19 protein-coding genes are annotated in these 20224 nt (G+C 44.4%); 15 read left to right on the top strand and 4 right to left on the bottom strand.

What is annotated here, in order from left to right; translation table 11 throughout:
• Positions 1-63: 63 nt before the first annotated feature.
• Positions 64-3591 (bottom strand): pyruvate:ferredoxin (flavodoxin) oxidoreductase, encoded by a 3528-nt coding sequence (nifJ, locus tag OU683_RS16320; protein ID WP_268140261.1) that lies wholly within the window; start codon positions 3589-3591, stop codon positions 64-66.
• Between the two features lie 26 nt (positions 3592-3617).
• A complete protein-coding gene (locus OU683_RS16315) occupies positions 3618-3968 on the bottom strand; it encodes a 4Fe-4S binding protein (RefSeq protein ID WP_228916724.1) in 351 nt (116 codons plus the stop codon).
• 225 nt (positions 3969-4193) lie between these two features.
• Between OU683_RS16315 and OU683_RS16310 the strand changes: the two genes are divergently transcribed.
• From OU683_RS16310 to OU683_RS16245, 14 genes are all read left to right on the top strand, one after another.
• Complete coding sequence (locus OU683_RS16310; RefSeq protein ID WP_268140256.1) at positions 4194-6050, top strand: 2-oxoacid:acceptor oxidoreductase subunit alpha; 1857 nt, start codon at positions 4194-4196, stop codon at positions 6048-6050.
• 1 nt (position 6051) lies between these two features.
• The gene (locus OU683_RS16305) at positions 6052-7065 is read left to right on the top strand and encodes a 2-oxoacid:ferredoxin oxidoreductase subunit beta (protein ID WP_268140254.1); all 1014 of its coding nucleotides are present in this window, start codon (positions 6052-6054) and stop codon (positions 7063-7065) included.
• A 74-nt stretch (positions 7066-7139) separates the two neighbouring features.
• The gene (locus tag OU683_RS16300) at positions 7140-7490 is read left to right on the top strand and encodes an NADH-quinone oxidoreductase subunit A (RefSeq protein ID WP_228916730.1); all 351 of its coding nucleotides are present in this window, start codon (positions 7140-7142) and stop codon (positions 7488-7490) included.
• The gene (locus OU683_RS16295) at positions 7481-8062 is read left to right on the top strand and encodes an NADH-quinone oxidoreductase subunit B (RefSeq protein WP_268140251.1); all 582 of its coding nucleotides are present in this window, start codon (positions 7481-7483) and stop codon (positions 8060-8062) included. The genes OU683_RS16300 and OU683_RS16295 overlap by 10 nt, the downstream gene beginning before the upstream one ends.
• Before the next feature lie 12 nt (positions 8063-8074).
• Positions 8075-8551: an NADH-quinone oxidoreductase subunit C gene (locus OU683_RS16290; protein ID WP_268140249.1), complete on the top strand. Its 477-nt coding sequence runs from the start codon at positions 8075-8077 to the stop codon at positions 8549-8551.
• Positions 8552-8556: 5 nt separating this feature from the next.
• Entirely contained in the window at positions 8557-9693 is a 1137-nt protein-coding gene (locus OU683_RS16285; protein WP_268140247.1) for an NADH-quinone oxidoreductase subunit D, read from the top strand.
• A 10-nt stretch (positions 9694-9703) separates the two neighbouring features.
• Positions 9704-10738, top strand: coding sequence for an NADH-quinone oxidoreductase subunit NuoH (gene nuoH / locus OU683_RS16280; protein ID WP_268140244.1), 1035 nt, complete (start codon positions 9704-9706; stop codon positions 10736-10738).
• Between the two features lie 5 nt (positions 10739-10743).
• A complete protein-coding gene (locus OU683_RS16275; RefSeq protein WP_268140242.1) occupies positions 10744-11220 on the top strand; it encodes a 4Fe-4S binding protein in 477 nt (158 codons plus the stop codon).
• Between the two features lie 3 nt (positions 11221-11223).
• Entirely contained in the window at positions 11224-11826 is a 603-nt protein-coding gene (locus tag OU683_RS16270; RefSeq protein WP_268140240.1) for an NADH-quinone oxidoreductase subunit J family protein, read from the top strand.
• Positions 11827-11865: 39 nt separating this feature from the next.
• Positions 11866-12204, top strand: coding sequence for an NADH-quinone oxidoreductase subunit NuoK (nuoK, locus tag OU683_RS16265; protein WP_228916745.1), 339 nt, complete (start codon positions 11866-11868; stop codon positions 12202-12204).
• 12 nt (positions 12205-12216) lie between these two features.
• Positions 12217-14136, top strand: a complete 1920-nt coding sequence (gene nuoL, locus OU683_RS16260; RefSeq protein ID WP_268140236.1) for an NADH-quinone oxidoreductase subunit L — start codon at positions 12217-12219, stop codon at positions 14134-14136.
• Positions 14137-14142: 6 nt separating this feature from the next.
• Positions 14143-15630 (top strand): complex I subunit 4 family protein, encoded by a 1488-nt coding sequence (locus tag OU683_RS16255; RefSeq protein ID WP_268140234.1) that lies wholly within the window; start codon positions 14143-14145, stop codon positions 15628-15630.
• A gap of 16 nt (positions 15631-15646) precedes the next feature.
• The gene (locus OU683_RS16250; protein ID WP_268140231.1) at positions 15647-17074 is read left to right on the top strand and encodes an NADH-quinone oxidoreductase subunit N; all 1428 of its coding nucleotides are present in this window, start codon (positions 15647-15649) and stop codon (positions 17072-17074) included.
• Positions 17075-17080: 6 nt separating this feature from the next.
• The gene (locus tag OU683_RS16245) at positions 17081-17398 is read left to right on the top strand and encodes a hypothetical protein (protein WP_268140229.1); all 318 of its coding nucleotides are present in this window, start codon (positions 17081-17083) and stop codon (positions 17396-17398) included.
• Between the two features lie 104 nt (positions 17399-17502).
• On the opposite strand, the gene OU683_RS16240 is transcribed toward OU683_RS16245, so the two are convergent.
• Together OU683_RS16240 and OU683_RS16235 are read right to left on the bottom strand one after the other, a co-directional pair.
• Entirely contained in the window at positions 17503-18153 is a 651-nt protein-coding gene (locus tag OU683_RS16240; RefSeq protein ID WP_268140226.1) for a c-type cytochrome, read from the bottom strand.
• A 96-nt stretch (positions 18154-18249) separates the two neighbouring features.
• Positions 18250-19158, bottom strand: a complete 909-nt coding sequence (locus OU683_RS16235) for a diacylglycerol/lipid kinase family protein (RefSeq protein ID WP_268140224.1) — start codon at positions 19156-19158, stop codon at positions 18250-18252.
• Positions 19159-19292: 134 nt separating this feature from the next.
• Here OU683_RS16235 and surE point away from each other — a divergent pair, with 134 nt between their 5' ends.
• On the top strand, positions 19293-20027 hold the full coding sequence (gene surE / locus OU683_RS16230) for a 5'/3'-nucleotidase SurE (protein ID WP_268140221.1): 735 nt from the start codon (positions 19293-19295) through the stop codon (positions 20025-20027).
• The last annotated feature ends 197 nt before the right edge of the window (positions 20028-20224 follow it).

Below are 20224 nucleotides of genomic sequence, written 5' to 3'. Positions count from 1 at the left end.
TTAGTTTTAATTGAGGCTTTTTCGGCAGAAAAAACACCTGCCGAAAAAGCCATTTTTAAAGATTTACATATCACGATACAGCTCCAGCCTTTCCCATTTGGAATCCACTTCTTCCTGTGCCTGCTTTAACAAGGCAGCCCCAATTTCAGCATTTTCCTTGGCGACCCTGGTAAAACGGGTTTCGTTGTACATGAAGTCTTTTAGAGGTGCCTGCGGAGGCTTAGAGTCAAGTTTAAAGCGCTTGCCCTTATCTTTTGCTGGATCAAACCTGAAAAGTGGCCAGTAACCGGTCTCCACAGCTTTTTCCTGCTGCCGCGGCCCATGCTTAAGATCATAGCCGTGCTCCCCGCAATGTGAGTAGGCAATGATGATCGAAGGACCGGGGTAAGCAGTAGCCTCCTCGAATGCCTTGAGGGTTTGCATGTCCTTGGCTCCAATAGCTACCTGTGCTACATAAACGTTCTGGTAAGACACGGCCTGTAGCGCCAGACTCTTCTTAGATGTCTTTTTACCTGAAACTGCAAACTTGGCACTCGCTCCCAGAGGGGTGGCTTTAGACATCTGTCCGCCGGTATTTGAATAGACTTCTGTATCCATAACGAGGATATTGATATCTTCTCCCGAGGCCAGCACGTGGTCCACACCTCCGTACCCTATATCGTAAGCCCAGCCGTCTCCGCCCAGGATCCATACTGCCTTTTTCCGCAGGTATTCCGTTAACTGATTTAGCTTAAGAGCTTCAGGTGAACCTACAGTAGACAGGATATTCTTCAATTCAGCAATGTCGGCATGTTTCTGCTTCTTCTGAACCTCATTTGTTTCCGGATTATCCAGGATTGCGTTAACCAGCTCGGAACCTATCACCGGCTCAAGCTCCTTCAATAGATCCACGGCGATCTCCTGCTTCTTGGTAAGGGCAAGTCGCATTCCCAGTCCGAATTCAGCGTTGTCTTCGAAAAGGGAGTTAGCCCATGCCGGACCTCTTCCGAAATTGTTCTTTTTATATGGCGTGGTAGGAAGATTTCCGCCGTAGATAGAGGAACAGCCCGTTGCATTTGCGATCATGATGCTGTCGCCATAAAGCTGGGTCAACATCTTGATATAAGGTGTTTCACCACATCCCGAACAGGCGCCCGAAAATTCGAACAACGGCTCAAGGAACTGAGATCCTTTTACGTTAGTGATCTGCAGTTCGGTACGATCGTAGTAAGGAAGGCCGGTAAAATAATCCCAGTTTTTGTTCTCTGCTTCGGCAACATCCAGTTTGCTACGCATATTGATGGCCTTGAAATTCTCCACTTCCTTACTCTCTGCAGGACAAACCGCCACACAAAGATCACAGCCCGTACAATCTTCAGGGGATACCTGGAGAATGTAGGAATCCGTTCCGGAGAAAGGTCTCCCCTTAGCCGGAACTGCAGTGAGGCTTGCAGGAGCACCAGCAAGATCTTCGGTAGGAACTACTTTGGCCCTGATGGCAGCATGAGGACAAATAGCCACACATTTGTTACACTGGGTACAAAGATCGGCGCCATCCCATACCGGTACGAAATCGGCAATTCCTCGTTTTTCGTACTGAGTAGTACCTGTAGGAAAAGTACCGTCAATTGGGAACGCACTCACAGGAAGTTCGTCTCCCTGGCCTGCCAGAATCTTACCGAGCACATCCTTCACAAAAGGATCGGCTTCGCCGGTCATCATTGGCTTAAGATGTTTATTGCTGGTAACCAACTTAGGATATTCTACTTTTTGCAGGAACTCCAGGGACTTATCCACTGCATTGAAGTTCATCTGTACGATCTTTTCTCCTTTATGAGAGTAGGATTTTACAATCGCATCCTTGATCTTCTGAATAGCTTCGTCTTCAGGAAGAACTCCCGATATCGCAAAGAAACAGGTTTGCAGTACAGTGTTGGTGCGTTTTCCTAGTTTGGCTTCAAAAGCCACTTTTGTAGCATCTACCACATAAAATTTCAGTTCCTTCTCTACAATATCCTCCTGCATTTTCTTGGGAAGCATATCCCAAACCTCTTCGTTGGAGAAAGGGGAATTCAGAAGAAAAGTTCCTCCTTTTTTTATCTTTTTCAGCAGGTCATACTTTTCAACGAAATTGAACTGGTGACAGGCTATAAAATCAGCAGTGTTAATAAGGTAACTGGAGAAAATAGGCTGCGGACCAAATCGCAGGTGGGAAACTGTTTGTGATCCCGCTTTTTTGGAGTCGTAAACAAAATATCCCTGCACATAATTATCTGTGGTCTCCCCAATGATCTTAATGGAGTTTTTATTCGCACCCACTGTACCGTCAGATCCCAAACCGTAGAACATACAGTTAAATGTGGACTTTTTAGTCTTGAAGACGGGGTTGTAAAGTAAGCTGCTAAAGGAGACGTCATCATTGATTCCAATAGTAAAATGGTTCTTTGGCTGAGGTTTTTGCAGCTCATCAAAAATACCTTTTACCATGGCAGGATTAAATTCCTTGGAAGACAATCCATAGCGACCGCCAACTACTTTCGGAATATTGCCTCCGGTTTCAGCAAAAGCTGCTACTACATCCAGGTAAAGAGGATCTCCGGTACTTCCGGGTTCTTTAGTCCTGTCAAGAACAGCGATCTTTTTTACAGTTTTTGGCACCTTGGCAATAAAATCCTTGATAGAGAAGGGTCTGTAGAGTCGTACGATCAAGACCCCAACTTTTTCATCTGAATTCAGCAGGGTATCTACAGTTTCTCTTACGGCACCTTCTCCCGAGCCCATGATCACCACCACACGTTCGGCTTCGGGATGTCCTTCATAATCAAAAAGGTTATACCTGCGACCCGTATGCATATAGAACTCGTCCATGATCTCCTGCACGATCTCCGGTACACGTTGATAATAAAGATTAGCCGCTTCGCGTGCCTGGAAGAATACGTCGGGATTCTGGGAAGTTCCACGAATTACGGGGCTATCGGGATCAAGAGAGCGCTTTTTGTGCTCCATGATCTTATCCTCGGGCATCATTGCCTTAATGATCTCATCCGGAATTCCGTCGATTTTAGAGATTTCATGAGAGGTTCTAAAACCGTCAAAAATATTCAGAAAAGGAACTCTTGATCTTAAAGTAGCTACTTGTGAAATAAGAGCAAAATCCTGAGCTTCCTGTACCGAGCCACCAAAGAGCATAGAAAAGCCCGTTTGCCGGGCTGCCATAACATCTGAATGATCACCGAAAATTGAAAGTGCATGAGTTGCAATTGTACGCGCAGCGACATGTATCACATTGGGCAGCAATTCCCCTGCTATCTTATACATGTTCGGGATCATTAAAAGTAATCCCTGCGAGGCCGTAAACGTTGTAGTAAGCGCTCCGGCTTGAAGTGAGCCATGAACAGCACCCGCAGCGCCACCTTCACTCTGCATTTCTACGATCTTTGGAACATTATTCCAAATGTTCTTTTTGCCTTTTGAACTATACACATCCACATGCTCTCCCATAGGAGAAGCCGGGGTGATAGGATAAATGGCACATACTTCATTCGTTTTATGTGCTACACGGGCCACAGCTTCGTTGGCATCACAAATGAGCTTTGGAAAGTTTTTCACCATGATATTTCCGGTTGTTGGTTCACTTATTAAGCTCCATGAAGCCACACTTTTTTCTCTAACAATTGCTCTTCACTCTCTTCCATGTCTTCCCTTGGGTGAATACAGTCTACCGGACACACAGAAACACACTGCGGATTATCATGGAAGCCTTTACACTCGGTACATTTATCGGCTACAATAAAGTAGAATTCATCAGATAATGCTTCCTGTTGTTCATTTGCATCCATTTCTTCACCACGGGGAGTGGTTACAATTCCTTCCAGTGCAGTTTCATCTGCCAATGACCATTCCTGATCTGGTTCGTAAATAGCATTATTCGGACATTCCGAAATACATGCGTCGCAGTTGATACATTCGTCTGTTATAAAAAGAGCCATAACTAAAGATTTTAAATTATTACTTGATTTTCCCAATAAAAGTATTGTGGCTTTACCTGCTCAAACATGACGGTCGTCATATTTTATTTAACTAAGAATTATTCTTAATAAGCTCATTTTAAAAACAATATGACCTGCATCATATTTCCTGCTGCCGAATAAAAATACATTTGAAACAACATCTGCACCTTTTGGTCTATCCGGAAGGTCTCTAAACTAAAATGTATGATAGCAGCAGAAAAACCCAGATCCGAAGCTGAAGCTCTGGAGGCCGTAGTGATCCGCTTTGTGGGAGATTCCGGTGACGGAATGCAGCTCACGGGAACTCAATTTTCTGATACCTCGGCCATGTTTGGCAATGACGTGGCAACTTTCCCTAATTACCCTTCTGAAATACGGGCTCCTCAGGGTAGTCTCTATGGGGTTTCAGGATTCCAGGTCCACATTGGTAGTGTGGAGATCAGCACACCGGGTGACAATGTAGACCTGCTGGTAGCGATGAACCCTGCAGGCCTTAAGACAAACCTTTATGCGGTAAAACCGGGGCAGACGATTATTGTAGATGCAGATTCCTTTACAAAAAAGAACCTGGAGAAGGCGCAATACGCCACTAATCCTCTGGAAGACGGAAGTCTCTCCAATTACAGGGTGATCCAGGTGCCAATGTCTTCTTTGACCAAAGAAGCGTTAAAAAACATTGAAGGTCTTGATCAAAAGATGATCACCCGCAGCAAAAATATGTTTGCTCTCGGAATGGTTTACTGGCTTTACAGCCGTTCTCCTGAACATACTATAGAATTCTTCAACAAGAAGTTTAAAACAAAACCTCATCTTATTGAGGCAAATACTAAAGTTCTTAATGCCGGTTATTTCTATGCTGAAACTATCGAGCTAATCCCTAACTCCTATAGTGTATCTCCTGCAAAGATGCAGAGTGGCACATACAGGATCATTATGGGAAATACAGCCACAGCATGGGGATTCCTGGCCGCAGCTGAAAAATCCGGATTGGAACTATTTTTAGGTTCCTATCCTATTACTCCGGCGACAGATATCCTGCATGAACTCGTAAAACACAAGCATTTTGGAGTGAAGGCTTTCCAGGCAGAAGATGAAATAGCAGGAATCACCTCTGCGATCGGAGCTTCTTTTGCGGGGGACCTTGCCATTACAACTACTTCAGGGCCGGGGCTTGCACTTAAAGGAGAAGCATTAGGACTTGCGATGATGATCGAGTTACCGCTGGTTGTAGTAAACGTGCAGCGTGGAGGACCATCAACAGGTTTACCGACTAAAACCGAACAATCTGACCTGCTACAGGCGATGTACGGTCGTAACGGGGAAAGCCCTGTGATCGTGATCGCAGCAAGTACTCCGGCGAACTGTTTTACCTACGCATATCAGGCAGCCAAACTGGCCCTGGAGCATATGACTCCGGTAGTACTATTGACAGACGGTTATATCGCTAACGGTTCAGCTCCATGGAGGATTAGAAAAGTAGAAGATCTGCCCGAGATCAAAACCAGAAAAGTTACAGAGGTAAAAGAAAACTGGCATCCGTACAACAGGGACGAAATAACCCTTGCAAGAGATTGGGCTGTTCCCGGCACCCCCGGATTTGAACATCGCGTGGGAGGCCTTGAAAAAGACCAAAAGACCGGAAACGTTTCCCACGTGCCCGAAAACCATGAAGTAATGACGCAGGTAAGGGCCGAAAAAGTGAAAAGGGTACAGAGTTTCATTCCTGATCTCATTCCCGAATTTGCTTCAGAAGGTGATCTGCTTATAGTGGGATGGGGTGGTACATATGGTTCTCTTCACACTGCTGCCAAACAACTTTATGACGCAGGTTCCAGAAATATTGGATTCGCTCATTTTAACTATATCAATCCGCTTCCGCGAAACACCGAAGAGGTGTTTAAAAAGTTCAAAAAAATAGTGGTGTGTGAATTGAACAATGGTCAATTCGCCAACATTCTCAGGATGAACTTCAGCAGGGAATTCCTTCAACACAATAAGGTCCAGGGACTTCCATTTGCCAATAATGAGCTTTTAGAGAAATTCAAACAAATTGTAGAATAACATGGAAACAGTAACTGCAAATAAGTACACGTATAAGGATTTTGCAAATGACCAGGAGGTAAGATGGTGTCCCGGCTGTGACGACTATGTTATTCTGAGGTCTGTTCAAAAAGCCCTGCCCGAAATGGGTGTCAAAAAGGAGGATGTGGTATTCATCTCCGGAATTGGCTGCTCTTCCCGCTTCCCTTATTATATGGGAACCTATGGAATGCATGGAATTCACGGAAGGGCTCCGGCAATTGCATCGGGAGTGAAATTAGCGAATCCAAACCTCAGCGTATGGGTGATCACCGGCGATGGTGACAGCATGGCAATAGGTGGAAATCACTTTATCCATGTACTCCGAAGGAACATCAATCTCAACATTATCCTGTTCAACAACGAGATCTACGGACTTACAAAAGGACAATTCTCCCCTACCTCGCTGGTAGGTCAAAAAACCAAATCTTCTCCTTTTGGAAACACTCAGCCACCATTCTCGCCGGGAGAACTGGCCATAGGTGCACAGGCAAGGTTCTTTGCCCGGATTGGGGGAAATGCCCCAAAAGAAATGACTGATATCTTTATTGAGGCTGAAAAGTTCAAAGGCACCTCTCTTGTAGAAGTTCTTCAAAACTGCGTGATCTTCAATGACGGGTGTTACGTAAAGTACACAGACAAGTCAGTAAGAGAAGATAAGCAGTTGTTCGTGGAGCACGGAAAGCCAATGATCTTCGGAAAAGAGCGCAACAAAGGGTTGATGCTAAATAAGCTGAAGCTGGAGGTAGTGACAATAGGTGAAAATGGAGTAACTGAAGAAGACATCCTGGTTCACGACGCCAAAGAAAAAGATCCTACCATGCACCAAATGCTGGTGAGATTGGAATATCCTTTAGTAACCGGAATTATTAGAAGTTATGACGATGTTACCCTTGAAGAGAGAGAAGATGCGCTCACAGCGCAGATAAAGTCAAAGTCAAAATTTAAACAGACAGATGACCTGTTCTTTTCGGGAGAAACTTATGAAGTAAAGTAGCGTAGAACTGATCTTCATCAGTTCTTACCTGCAACTGAAACGTTAATTTTATTAACAAATAAACCTGTATCATAATGGGTTCAGAAGCAATCATCGTTTTTCTTATCGCGGGGATCGTATTGGTCGCCGGCGCTAACTTTCTCTCCAACCTCATTTCTCCAAAATCTGACAACCCTGCCAAGAGAGAACCCTATGAAAGTGGAATGACCACTATAGGACCCACCTGGGTTCAGTTTAAAGTAGGCTACTACCTCTTTGCCATTCTCTTTCTGATTTTTGACGTGGAAGTTGCCTTTTTGGTGCCATGGGCGGTAGTTTTCGGAGAAATGGGAAGTATAGCACTTGTAGAGATCCTCATCTTCCTCTTCATCCTGGGATTGGGATTAGCATATGCATGGAAAAAAGGAGCATTAAAATGGGAATAGTAAACAATAAAGAACAGGCTGCCCAAAAAGGCGAAATTCCGGCAGATTTTCCCGGAGACGTAATTCCTGCAGGAAACGGCGGAAATATCCTGGTCACCTCTCTTGATAAGGTTATTAACTGGGGCCGGGCCAATTCCTTATGGTCGCTGTATTTCGGTACCAGTTGTTGTGCCATAGAAATGATGCAAACAGGCGCTGCCCGCCATGATTACTCCCGCTTTGGTTTTGAAGTTGCACGCCCGTCCCCCAGGCAAGCCGACCTTATTATTATCGCGGGAACTATCACCACAAAAATGGCTCCGGTACTACGGCGTTTGTATGACCAGATGGCCGAGCCAAAATATGTAATTGCCATGGGTGCCTGCGCCATTAGCGGAGGTCCTTTCTTTTACAACTCTTATTCGGTCGTAAAGGGAGCAGATCACGTGATCCCGGTGGATGTTTATGTTCCCGGATGTCCTCCAAGACCCGAAGCTTTACTCGACGGAATGATCATGCTGCAGCAAAAGATTCTGAAGGAAAAAAGACAGGAAAAACCGAATCCCATCGACGGTTTTGATGAAGGAAATTAAATAGTAATGGCCATGACCAACGACGTACTACAAAAAACCATTTTAAGCTGGTTCCCAGATCCCGAATTTCCTCAGCCCCAATTCTCTGAAGAAGGTAGCCAGTTCCTGAACCTCAGCACACAGCCGGAACAGCTGCACGAACTCATGCAACTGCTAAAAAACAACCCTGAAACCCATTTTGATTACCTCTTTTGTCTCACCGGGGTGGATTACGGTAAAGAATTAGGAGTGGTATACCACCTTGAGTCCACAGTTCACAGGCACATGCTGGTAGTAAAAGTACAGACAGAGGATCGGGAAAATCCTGTTTTAGGCAGTGTACAGGATATTTGGGCCACTGCCAATTATCACGAGCGGGAGGTCTTCGATTTCTTCGGAATAAAATTCAGCAAACATCCCAATTTGAAAAGGCTGTTTCTCACTGAAGACTGGGAAGGTTACCCACTGCGAAAGGATTATGTGGATGAACTGAACATGGTTGTAAAATAGGAATTATGGAAACAGCTATAAAAGAACCCACGACATCAAAATCGAACTTCAAGTCCGAAGAATATTTCATCAACATGGGGCCGCAGCACCCTGCGACCCACGGAGTATTGCGACTGCTGCTCACCATTGACGGGGAGATCATTAAAAAAGTGGAGCCCGATCTCGGCTACATCCACCGCTCAATTGAGAAAATGTGCGAGAACAACAGCTACCAGCAGATCGTACATCTTACAGACCGACTTGATTACCTGTCTTCTCATATAAACAATGAAGCAGTTTGTCTTTGTGTTGAAAACGCCTTGGAACTCGAAGTTCCTGAAAGGGTAAAGGTCATTCGCACCATCCTGGGAGAGCTAACCCGCATTGCTTCACACACCTTGTGGTGGGGAGTTATGGGTATGGACGTTGGTGCTCTCACTACCTACTTCTACGGTTTTAGAGACCGCGAAATGATCAATGATATTTTTGAGGAGACCTGTGGTGCCCGTTTAACTATGAACTACAACGTTCCCGGAGGACTAATGCAGGACATACATCCCAATTTTGTAAAAAGGGTCAAGGAATTTATACCTCATTTCAGGTCCAAACTTCCTGAATACGACCGGCTCCTCACCGGCAACATTATCTTTCAAAAAAGGACAAAAGGAGTAGGTATTCTATCTAAAGAAGATGCAATCAATTTTGGTGCCTCAGGCCCTGTAGCAAGAGCATCGGGCTATTCCTGCGACGTAAGAAAATATCATCCCTACAGCGCTCTTGATAAAATAACATTTACTGAAGCTCTTGATACCACAGGGGATTCTTTTGCAAGATATAAGGTGAGGATCGCCGAGATGTGGGAATCCCTGGCCATTATTGAACAATTAATTGACAACATACCCGAAGGCGATTTCAAGGTTGCAACCAATGCGGTGATAAAATTGCCAAAAGGAGATTTCTATCAAAAAGTCGAGACCGCCAGAGGGGAATTCGGGGTTTATATTATAAGTGCCGGAACAAAGAATCCGTACCGGGTGAAATTCCGCTCTCCCGGACTATCCAACCTTTCCCTCCTCAACCATATTGCAGTGGGCGGGAAGATTGGAGACCTGGTCGCCACCATGGCCACTATAGATATTGTTGTACCTGATATTGATCGTTAACCTGAAAAAAATGAACAGCATTTCTAACATAATTAATTGGTTAATAAGTACAGAGGTGTTGAACATGGCTATGATCGCACTGATCTATCTCACTGTCTTCGCAGTGCTGGGGTTATTCCTTGTATTGCTCGAAAGAAAGGTAGCTGCATGGTTTCAGCTTCGAATCGGTCCGAACCGGGTTGGTTACCTGGGTTTATTCCAGACTATTGCCGATGCTTTAAAACTGGTCTCTAAGGAACTTACCGGAACTGTAAAAGCCGATAAATTCCTCTATAACCTCGCGCCTTACTTCGTTATCGTCACCTCCCTAATGGCTCTGGCTGTTTTTCCATTCACCAAAGATCTCCAGGCTTTTGACATCAACATCGGAATCTTCTTTTTAATCGCCATTTCCTCTATTGGCGTGATTGGTATCCTTTTGGGAGGCTGGAGCAGCAACAACAAATTTGCTTTGATTGGCGCTATGCGCAGCGGAGTACAAACCGTGAGTTATGAACTTTCTGTTGGGCTTTCCCTGCTTACCATGGTGATCCTAACCGGTAGCCTGCAGCTTTCTGAGATCATCGAGGTCCAAAAAAGCGGCTGGTTGATCGTCCAGGGACATATTCCTGCCATCATTGCCTTTATGATCTATATGATCGCAGGTACAGCCGAAACTAACCGTGCCCCATTCGATATGGTTGAAGCCGAATCTGAACTTGGGGCAGGGTATCACACCGAGTATTCCGGGATGAAGTTCGCTTACTTCTTCCTGGCAGAATTTATCAATATGTTCATCATTGCCGCCATCGCCACCACAATCTTTTTCGGAGGCTGGTTATCTCCTTTCGGGATAACCGAATCCCTCCCATGGATGGGTCTCTTCTGGTTCCTTGCAAAAACGTTTGTGCTGGTGTTCTTAATGATGTGGTTTCGCTGGACATTTCCGAGGTTAAGAGTTGATCAGTTGTTAACCCTTGAGTGGAAATATCTGCTCCCCATCAACCTGGTGAACCTGGTGCTAATGGCCGTAATAGTATGGCTTAACCTTACCATTCAAATCTAATTGCTATGGGTTATTTCTCAAACATATATCACGGGATTAGAACTCTTCTCACAGGAATGAGGGTCACCGGAAAATATTTCCTGAATGCCCGAAAAGGTGCAATTACGCAACAATACCCCGACAACCGCGATACGCTGAAGATGTTTGAACGTTTTCGCGGGGAAGTGGTCATGCCACATGATGAGAACAACGAACACAGCTGTACCGGTTGTCAGAAATGTGAACTGGCCTGCCCTAACGGAAGTATAGAGATCATTTGGGACCGCGTTATTGATCCGGAGACCGGGAAAAAGAAAAAAGCTATAGATAAACATATTTACCACTTTGGAATGTGCACTCAATGCGGACTTTGTGTAGATGCCTGTCCTTCTGATGCCATAAAGTGGGCGCAAAACTTTGAGAACTCTGTTTATGACAGGACTCAGCTTACGAGAATATTAAATAAACCCGGTTCAAAGGTTAGAGCCGGTGTAGAAGAATAAGCCATGGAAAAAGTAATTTTTTACATCCTTGCAATAATAATGGTGGCTTCGGCCGTTGCCGCGGTGAGTAGCCGAAAGATGCTTCGGTCGGTAGTGTATCTCCTTTTTGTACTTATAGGGGCTGCCGGTTTATATTTCCAAATGGATTACAACTTCCTGGCTGCCATTCAGCTAACTGTTTACGCGGGAGGTGTCGTAGTACTTATTATCTTTTCAGTACTCCTTATTCATCATATTGAAATGGAACTGGAGGTGGCAAAAAAATCACGCCGGGCGATCTCGTCCTTGCTTTGCCTGCTGGGTTTAAGTGTTTTCCTGGCCACGATCTATGCTCATCCTTTTGAAGCAGCAGGAGTGACTACCACTACCACGACTGCTGAAATCGGCAGAGCGCTTCTCAGCTTCGAAAAACAAGGATTTATTCTTCCGTTTGAAGTTATTAGTGTACTGCTGCTTTCAGCAATGATAGGAGCAATAGTGATCGCCAAAGGCGGAAAACAGATCAAGCAGCCACCCCTGGAAAAAGTGGATCCTGAAAAGATTCTTCAAAACATCTCTAAAGAAATCAAGGAAAAAAAAGTTCCTGAAGAAGAAATAGGTGTCTAAAAAGACATTTTTGAACCTGAATTTGAAAACATCCGGCAGTTGCCGATAAATATAAAATCTATGATCCCGGGCGTAAGCATAAACGAAATCCTCACCCTCACTTCTATCCTGTTCTTTATAGGAGTGTACGGTTTTATTACCCGAAAGAACCTCATCTCCATCCTCATCTCGGTGGAACTCATTCTGAATTCTTCGGTCATAAATTTTGTGGTGATCAATAAATACCTCTATCCCGAGCTCCTGCAGGGAATGGTGTATTCGATCTTCATCATAGCCGTAGCTGCAGCCGAAACTGCCCTGGCGGTGGCGATCATTATCAACATTTACAGGCGAACAGGCTCTGTAGAAGTTAGCGAAACTGAAACCATGAAGCATTAATCCGTAAAAGAAATGAACCTTATCAACCTTCTTTTAATTCCTGCGATTCCCCTGGCTGTCTTCCTGGTCCTTGGGATCTTCAGCCATAAGATCAAACCGGCAGCATCGGGCGTTATAGGTGTTGCGGGACTTGCCATTTCAACCTTCCTCTCCTACTACACTGCATGGCAGTACTTCTTTGTTGCAGGAAAAGTGAATGGCGTCTTCCAAACCTTTATTGAAAAAACGGTTTGGATCAATTTTACAGATACGCTGCATATAGATATGGGAGTACTTGTGGATCCTATTTCGGTAATGATGCTTATCGTTGTCTCCACCGTCTCCCTGATGGTGCACATCTACAGTAGAGGTTACATGAAAGGTGACGAAGGATATACCCGTTTCTTCGCCTACTTGTCTTTATTCACTTTTTCAATGTATGGATTAGTCCTTGCCACAAATCTCTTTCAGATCTACATTTTCTGGGAGCTGGTGGGGGTTTCTTCCTTCCTGCTCATAGGCTACTACTACACAAAGACTTCGGCAATTGCAGCTGCCAAAAAAGCCTTTATAGTTACCCGTTTTGCCGACTTCGGATTTTTGATCGGGATCTTTATCATCGGCTTCTATACCAATACATTTGATTTTCAATTATTGAATGATCCACAGGGACCGGCGATCCTTACCTGGGCCTCCTCTTCGTTTATGGGTCTTTCGGTGATCACCTGGGCCCTCATCCTCATTTTTATGGGAGGTGCGGGGAAATCGGCTATGTTCCCGCTACATATCTGGTTGCCGGATGCGATGGAAGGACCTACCCCTGTCTCGGCTTTAATTCACGCCGCAACCATGGTTGTAGCCGGTGTTTATCTCGTTGCCCGTCTCTTCCCCATGTTCTATATGGTTGAAGATGGTTTTGCGCTACAGATCGTTACCTACGTCGGAGCATTTTCAGCATTATTTGCAGCTATTATTGCCATTACTCAAACCGATATTAAAAGAGTACTCGCCTTCTCAACCATGTCCCAATTAGGTTATATGATGATGGCCCTGGGAGTTTCAGGATTCGATGGACACGAGGGTGTGGGTTATATGGCTTCCATGTTCCACCTCTTCACTCACGCGATGTTCAAAGCCTTATTATTCCTGGGAGCAGGATCTGTGATCCACGCGGTACACAGTAATTTGCTACAGGATATGGGCGGACTTAGAAAATACATGCCAGTTACCAACATCACCTTCCTAATCGCAGCTCTGGCAATTGCCGGTGTGCCGCCGCTGGCCGGGTTCTGGAGTAAGGATGAGATCCTTGTTGCCGCTTACAGCAACAGCCAGTTCATTTATGGAGTGGGTGTATTTGTGGCAGGATTGACTGCATTTTACATGTTCAGGCTTTACTTCGGAATCTTCTGGAGCAAGGACAAACAGTATAAACATACTCCGCACGAATCTCCCGCTTCCATGACCATTCCTCTTATCGTGCTGGCAGTGCTGACATTAACAGCAGGTTTTGTTCCCTTCAGTGAACTGGTGACCGCAGATAAAGTGGGTTTTGAAGCCCATTTAAATTTACCCCTTGCAGCAATAGCTGTGGCGGTGGGAGCATTAGGAATCTTCCTTGCCTGGATCTTTTACAAAAAAGAGAACGACCTGGCTTTCCGATTTGCAACGGCATTTGGATCTCTATACAAATGGACCTCCCATAAATTCTATTTTGATGAAATCTACCTCTTTGTAGCCAGAAATATTTTCTTCAAAAATGTCGCGGCGCCGATTGCGAAGTTTGACAAAAAAATCATTGACGGCACCATGGAGGGTATAGGTAACCAAACGGTTGTGATTTCCCGGAAAATAAAAGGCTTGCAATCGGGAAAAGTTCAGGATTATGCCTTTGGTTTCATGGGAGGCCTGGTGGTACTCATCCTGGTCTTCATTTATATATTTAACAATTAAGGTGCTATGGATATTCTAACTCTATTTATCGTTGTTCCGGTACTGGTGATCCTGGCGCTGGTGTTTACGAAAGATCTTAAACAGGCAAGGATCATTTCCATGATTGGCGGTTTAGTCCAGCTGGGAATGGCAATAAATCTTTTGTTCGCCTACTTCAGGGAAAGGGCAGTCAATGACGTGGTTATGCTCTTCACCCGCGACCTTGTGTGGTTCGAACAATTCAACATCCATTATAATATTGGAGTGGACGGGATCTCGGTTTCATTGATCCTGCTTACTTCCATCATTGTTCTCGCCGGTGTCTTCATCTCCTGGAAGATGGAAGAGTTGCCAAAGGAGTTCTTTATTTCCCTTATCGTGCTGGCTACCGGAGTCTACGGGTTCTTTATTTCCATAGATCTCTTTACCATGTTCGTTTTCTATGAAATCGCCGTGATCCCAATGTACCTGCTTATCGGGATTTGGGGTTCCGGAAACAAAGAGTATTCGGCCATGAAGCTCACCCTGATGTTAATGGGAGCTTCCGCAGTTTTGATGGTGGGAATTCTGGGCATCTACTTCAACTCAAATGCCGATGGAGGAGCGCTAACTTTCAATATCCTCGAGATCGCCAAGGTGAATATTCCTTTTGAAGCCCAGAAGCTGTTCTTCCCATTAACCTTCATAGGATTTGCCATTTTAGGAGCCTTATTTCCATTCCATACTTGGTCACCTGACGGACATGCTTCTGCGCCTACTGCAGTTTCCATGCTACACGCCGGAGTTTTAATGAAGCTTGGAGGCTACGGAATTTTCAGAGTAGCTATGTTCCTGCTTCCTGCCGGAGCATTAGAGTGGAGCTGGTTCTTTATCATACTTTCGGCTACCGGAGTGATCTATGGGGCCTTTGCTGCCCTGCGTCAAACCGATCTAAAATATATTAACGCCTATGCATCTGTCAGCCACCTTGGGATGGTGACCTTTGCGCTGCTCATGCTAAACAAAACAGCATGGAATGGTGCCATTTTACAATCCCTGTCTCACGGATTCATGACGGCTCTTTTCTTTGCTTTGATCGGGATGATCTACGGCAGAACCCACACCCGGGATATCACAAAACTTGGTGGTCTGCTAAAGGTGATTCCTTTTATTTCGGTGGTATATGTAATTGCGGGAATGGCTTTACTGGGTCTACCCGGCTTCAGCGGATTCGTCGCTGAGATGAACATCTTTATGGGTGCATTTCAGCAGGACAGCATGTTCTACAGGGTAGCCACCATTGTCTCTATTTCAGCAATAGTCGTAACTGCGGTATATGTACTGCGGGTGGTAGGAATAATGCTCATGGGACCGGTGAAGAATGAAGCTTATAACAATCTGGAAAGAACCACCTGGTATGAGAAAACCGGAATTATGCTATTGTTGATCCCCATTGTAGGAATTGGAATCGCTCCTTTGTGGATAAGTAACCTGATCATGGAAAGCCTTCAGCCTTTTATTCAGGGAGTGCTATAAATTAAAAGAATAGAAAATGGAACTGAGTAGTTTTTTACTAATGCGGCACGAGATCTCCCTACTGGCGATTATCCTGCTGCTTATCATTGCCGAGATCGCCATCCCCGATCATAAAAAGAGTAGTATTCTCCACCTGGCTTTGCTTTTCTTCGGAATTCACACTGCTGTAGGTTTCCTGCCGCTAGCGGAAAGTTTTCTGTTTGGAGGAATGTTCAGGAGTAATGACATGATCCACTTTTTCAAAGGCATTTTAAATATTGGCGTTTTCACCCTTTTACTTCAGTCGGCGGAATGGCTGGAAAAGAATATGCTAAGCCAGGAAAGGGGCACAGAATTTTTCATCCTGTTGTTCGCCTCCCTTCTGGGAATGTATTTTATGATCTCTGCCGGAGATTTTCTTATGTTCTTTATAGGAATGGAACTTTCCACCCTTCCGGTCGCTGCACTTGCTGCTTTCGAGATCATCAAAAGAGAATCGGGCGAGGCGGGAATTAAGTTCATACTTTCGGCAGCTTTGGCTTCAGGCGTTTCGCTGTTTGGGATCACCATGCTTTATGCTACAAATGGTTCTATCTATTTTGAGGATATATTAATCACCCTGACTGCAGAAAATCTTACACTTCTCGGGTTTTTATTGTTCTTTGCCGGACTGGCGTTTAAGATTTCCCTCGTGCCTTTCCATTTTTGGACTGCCGATGTTTATGAGGGAGCTCCAATCGGCATTGCCTCTTACCTTTCGGTAATTTCAAAAGGTGCTGCTGCATTTATTCTTATGATCCTGTTATTCACTGTACTCAAACCTTTGATGCACATTTGGGAGCCTATGCTTTATGTGCTGGCAGTGGCCACAATGTTTATTGGGAACATCTTTGCCTTACGCCAAGAGAATATGAAGCGTTTCCTCGCCTACTCCTCTATTGCCCAGGCAGGTTTTATTTTGCTGGGTCTTATGACCGGTAGCCAGTTAGGAACAGCTACAGTGGTCTATTTTGTTACAATATACATCTTCTCGAATTTGGCAGCTTTTGGAGTGGTGCAGGCTATTTCCACGCAAACCGGAAAAGAGAACATGAAAGATTACGAAGGTTTGTACCGTACGAATCCAAAGCTAAGCCTGGTGATGATGCTGGCCCTTTTCTCTTTAGCGGGAATTCCGCCGGTGGCAGGTTTCTTCGGAAAGTTCTTCCTCTTTACGGCAGCAGCCAGCGAAGGTTATTACCTGCTGGTCTTTCTGGCTGTGGTGAACGTGACCATTTCGCTATACTATTACTTGTTGGTGATAAGAGCAATGTTTGTTCGAAAAGGGGAAGCTCCAATTCCATTTTTTGAGAATAAATTGTACATGAAACTGGGGCTTTTGATCACCGTTATCGGAATTGTGGTTCTTGGCTTATACAGTCCGTTGTACGACTACATATATCAATTAAGTGCAGGTTTAAATTAAAAACTTATGGCATTAGATGGCAAACATAGCTTCGGAAGCATTGGAGAAACAAGAGTAAGCTTCATTGAGAAGAAAATTGATGAAGACCGCAAGGAGTTTCTCACCCGACTTCTCGAGCACAACGGATTTGAGGTGCTGGTAGAGGAAGAAAAGAGGAAAACTCCCGAAGATCCACAATTATTTACGGTAGGAGTCACAGATATTACTTTTAATCCTGTAGTTGCTGTATATGAAAGAAAACTAAAAACCTTTGATGGTCATAAGGTAACACCGGGCTACTGGAACCAGCTTACCGAAGATACCAAACCGCAATACTGGAAATAGGTCCTTTTGATTTTTGTTTAAGTTTAGGTTGGCCGGAAACGGTTGGGGCCCTGCAAATTGCAGGGCCTTTTTTATACCTTCCAAAAATGACATTTTTACAACTCTTATTTCATGGCTACTGTAGGGGCTGGTGGTATTGGTGCCGGAACCACATTCTCCACCGGCCTGGTACTCTTTAGATAAGCAAACATTGCCTCGAGATCTTCATCGGTGAGATGAGCGAAGTTGAACCACGGCATAGGAGGCAAAAGATCTCTTCCATTTTCAAGTCCTTTGAATTTTCCCTTGCGCATTGCCGTTTTGAACTGTTCTTCTGTCCAGTTGCCTATCCCTGTTTCATCTGAAGTTATGTTTGCTGCAAAGGAAGTTCCCCATGGCCCTATACCTGCCGTGAGGTCTCCATTAAAGACCATGAAGCCCGGTGGAAGACTGGCCATATCAACTGCAGGAAGCTCCTGCCCCTGCTGAAATCCGGATAATTCCAATCCTTTTAATTCTTCAGGACCACGAGCTCCAGGTTGTTTCGGAGAATGGCAGTCTGCACATCCAATCGTCGTGACCAGATATTTTCCTCTTTCGATCTTTTGCTCTGGGGTAACTTCAACAATCGCGGGTTCTTCAGGAACCTTTGCGTAATTCTTGTTCTGGCAGCCGAGAAGAAATAAAGACAATAACGCTAAAAGCCCCGGCAGGAACCAACCGGCTATTCCCATCAAAAGCCGGATGTAAGATTGATTTGAATTAGTTCTTTTCATAATGAGAATTGTTTTGAATTAACAAATGTCATCAAAAAAGTAACTCGTTATAAACAAGAAAGTTAATCTGGTAAAAAATGGGGGAAATTCCCCAAATCAACTTCTAACCCTAAAATTGAACGCGGCCTCATTGATCTTAAATTTGACTTCTTCCCCCTGGTAATTTTCAATTCTCTCATCATCAATATGCATATCCCCTCCAAACCATTTTAAGCGCCCCATACTTATCTTCCTTAACAAGGTGAAATCTTCCAGTGAAGCTTTTCTATTATCGTTCAACAGGTCCTGAATATAGTTCTCCAGGTTTTCCCGGGCTTCTTCAGGAATCGCCACCAATTCAAGTTTTCCATCATTGATTCTGGAAGTGGGTGCAAGATCGAAATTAGGTCCAATGAACCTGATGTTCATTAATTCTATAAGAAGAAATTTCCCGGTAATTTCTTCTCCATCAGTAATAATTATTGCTTCACAAGCTTCGTAGTTCCTTACAATTTGAAGCAATTGCTGCAAGGACTGTTTAAGTTCTACTTCTGGACCTTCCGGTTCACCTTCCTCCTTTTTCCTTTCTTTCATGACCTTCACCAATCTGGGAAAAATTCCGAAGCCAATACCTTCAATAAAAAAATTAGAATCCCCTGTCCATTCCACCTCTCCCGCATCAAAACTTTCCCACTTCTGAAGCTTAACAAGTTTTTCTACGGAAGTATTTAACCCAAGAGTAGAGGCAATATTATTTGCCGTTCCCATAGGCAATATTTGAACAGGAACCTTCTGCACAGGATCTCCTGCTTTGAGCAATTCTGCAGCAAGCTTTTGTACGGTACCATCACCTCCGGCAAGAAAAATGACTTCCGCTTTATACTGGATGAACCGTTCCCAACCCGGAATATCTGTGGAAAAATACTCAACCTCATAACCGGCCGTCTCAATCTTTTTGACCAGCCTCTCTTTGGAATGTTCACCAGATCCTGCTGTAGGATTATGAATGAGAACAGCTTGTTTCATAATAGTGGTTTCTTCAAATATAATATGCAGAAGGTAGTTTAACGAACTCCTTAACACAGACTTATAATTGTAGCATTTTATCTTATCTCAAAGTTTTGTATTTTAAACTTATAACCTGAAACAAAACTTTTGACATGAAAATTCTTGTAACCAACGACGACGGAATATATAGTCCCGGACTTTCCTGCCTCGCAAAATGCGCCTCAAAATATGGGGAAGTGATTGTAATGGCACCAGATGTGGAACAGTCTTCCATGGGACAGGCCATCACTTCGGCTAAACCCATCACTTATAAAAAATCGCCTATTCATTTTGAAGGAATAGAAGCATTCAGAGTAAGCGGCACACCTGCCGATTGTGTAGCCCTTGGCGCCCATTTATTTGATGATATTGACATAGTGCTTTCAGGAATTAATATTGGATCCAACCTTGGAAATTCAGCCTGGCATTCAGGAACCCTCTCGGCTGCAAGACAGGCTGTACTTTTTGGAATACGGGGAATTGCCCTTAGCGTTTCAGTCGGCCAGAATGAGCCCGATTTTAATGCTCTGGAACCATTCGTTGTAGATTCTTTAAAAGAAGTAATGCACGAATCGAGCATGGAACTTCTCAATATCAATTTCCCGAGAAATCCCAGTGGAGAAATAACCTGGACCTGCCAGTCTGTACGGCACTATGATGGTAAAGTAATTCAGCAGGAAGACCCCATGGGCCGCGAACACTACTGGTTCACTGTTTTCCCTATTGAAGATGTAGAAGATGGAACAGACCGGTGGGCGGTAAAGCAAGGCAGAACAAGTATTACCCCTATGATCCTCGATCTAACAGATAAAAAGGTTTACGAGGAAAAGAATGGCATATCGAAATAAAGCCGGTTTGGCTACGGAAAAAAATTCTAAGGTTGCCTCGTATTTTTGAATTCCCACTTCTACCTTCAGGATTACCTCCCTGCGGTCGGTGATCCTGAAGGGGTGGACCTAAAGCAATGCGGATCAATCTCAAAAGTTGGGTCTAAAGTGAAAAATAAGTTTCTTTGCGGATAAATATTTCCCGGTGAATAAAGAGA

Origin of the sequence: Salinimicrobium sp. TH3 (genome assembly GCF_026676115.1) — a bacterium.
Lineage (GTDB): Bacteria > Bacteroidota > Bacteroidia > Flavobacteriales > Flavobacteriaceae > Salinimicrobium.
This window is presented reverse-complemented; position numbering and strand designations above follow the sequence as displayed.

Coding starts and splice junctions, on each gene's coding strand:
- OU683_RS16275 (WP_268140242.1), top strand. CDS start 10,744: ATGGGTTATTTCTCAAACATATATCACGGGATTAGAACTCTTCTCACA.
- nuoL (WP_268140236.1), top strand. CDS start 12,217: ATGAACCTTATCAACCTTCTTTTAATTCCTGCGATTCCCCTGGCTGTC.
- OU683_RS16270 (WP_268140240.1), top strand. CDS start 11,224: ATGGAAAAAGTAATTTTTTACATCCTTGCAATAATAATGGTGGCTTCG.
- surE (WP_268140221.1), top strand. CDS start 19,293: ATGAAAATTCTTGTAACCAACGACGACGGAATATATAGTCCCGGACTT.
- OU683_RS16285 (WP_268140247.1), top strand. CDS start 8,557: ATGGAAACAGCTATAAAAGAACCCACGACATCAAAATCGAACTTCAAG.
- OU683_RS16240 (WP_268140226.1), bottom strand. CDS start 18,153: ATGAAAAGAACTAATTCAAATCAATCTTACATCCGGCTTTTGATGGGA.
- OU683_RS16290 (WP_268140249.1), top strand. CDS start 8,075: ATGACCAACGACGTACTACAAAAAACCATTTTAAGCTGGTTCCCAGAT.
- OU683_RS16305 (WP_268140254.1), top strand. CDS start 6,052: ATGGAAACAGTAACTGCAAATAAGTACACGTATAAGGATTTTGCAAAT.
- nuoH (WP_268140244.1), top strand. CDS start 9,704: ATGAACAGCATTTCTAACATAATTAATTGGTTAATAAGTACAGAGGTG.
- OU683_RS16235 (WP_268140224.1), bottom strand. CDS start 19,158: ATGAAACAAGCTGTTCTCATTCATAATCCTACAGCAGGATCTGGTGAA.
- OU683_RS16250 (WP_268140231.1), top strand. CDS start 15,647: ATGGAACTGAGTAGTTTTTTACTAATGCGGCACGAGATCTCCCTACTG.
- OU683_RS16255 (WP_268140234.1), top strand. CDS start 14,143: ATGGATATTCTAACTCTATTTATCGTTGTTCCGGTACTGGTGATCCTG.
- OU683_RS16245 (WP_268140229.1), top strand. CDS start 17,081: ATGGCATTAGATGGCAAACATAGCTTCGGAAGCATTGGAGAAACAAGA.
- OU683_RS16295 (WP_268140251.1), top strand. CDS start 7,481: ATGGGAATAGTAAACAATAAAGAACAGGCTGCCCAAAAAGGCGAAATT.
- nifJ (WP_268140261.1), bottom strand. CDS start 3,591: ATGGTGAAAAACTTTCCAAAGCTCATTTGTGATGCCAACGAAGCTGTG.
- OU683_RS16315 (WP_228916724.1), bottom strand. CDS start 3,968: ATGGCTCTTTTTATAACAGACGAATGTATCAACTGCGACGCATGTATT.
- OU683_RS16310 (WP_268140256.1), top strand. CDS start 4,194: ATGATAGCAGCAGAAAAACCCAGATCCGAAGCTGAAGCTCTGGAGGCC.
- OU683_RS16300 (WP_228916730.1), top strand. CDS start 7,140: ATGGGTTCAGAAGCAATCATCGTTTTTCTTATCGCGGGGATCGTATTG.